The sequence below is a fragment of the Ensifer sp. Root954 genome (genome assembly GCF_001429005.1).
In the GTDB taxonomy this organism is placed as follows: Bacteria; Pseudomonadota; Alphaproteobacteria; order Rhizobiales; family Rhizobiaceae; genus Ensifer; species Ensifer adhaerens.
Genome location: NZ_LMJM01000023.1, coordinates 230 through 464, shown reverse-complemented (window position 1 = coordinate 464; position 235 = coordinate 230). Strand labels below are relative to the sequence as shown.

The 235-nt window shown below is 64.3% G+C and carries 1 pseudogene; it reads right to left on the bottom strand.

What is annotated here, in order from left to right:
• Positions 1 to 235 (bottom strand): annotated as a pseudogene (locus ASE71_RS36240) (flagellin); the annotation flags it as partial.

The window sequence follows — 235 nt, the reverse complement described above, 5'->3', positions numbered from 1 at the left end:
GCAGATCGATACGGCTGTTGAGCGCACCGAGGTCGGCGGCAGCGTCGGTCATCTGGGTCAGGATGGAGTCAACACCCGACAGAGCCTGCGACAGAGCGCCGCCCGTCATGTTGGTGATGTCGAGCGTCATGACGCTGAAGGTCAGCGCTACGGTCGCGCCGGTCGTGTCGGTGTAGGAGATGTTGCTGGAGAGCAGGCCCGTGCCGGTCGTGACGAACGCGCCGGAAGCGTTCAT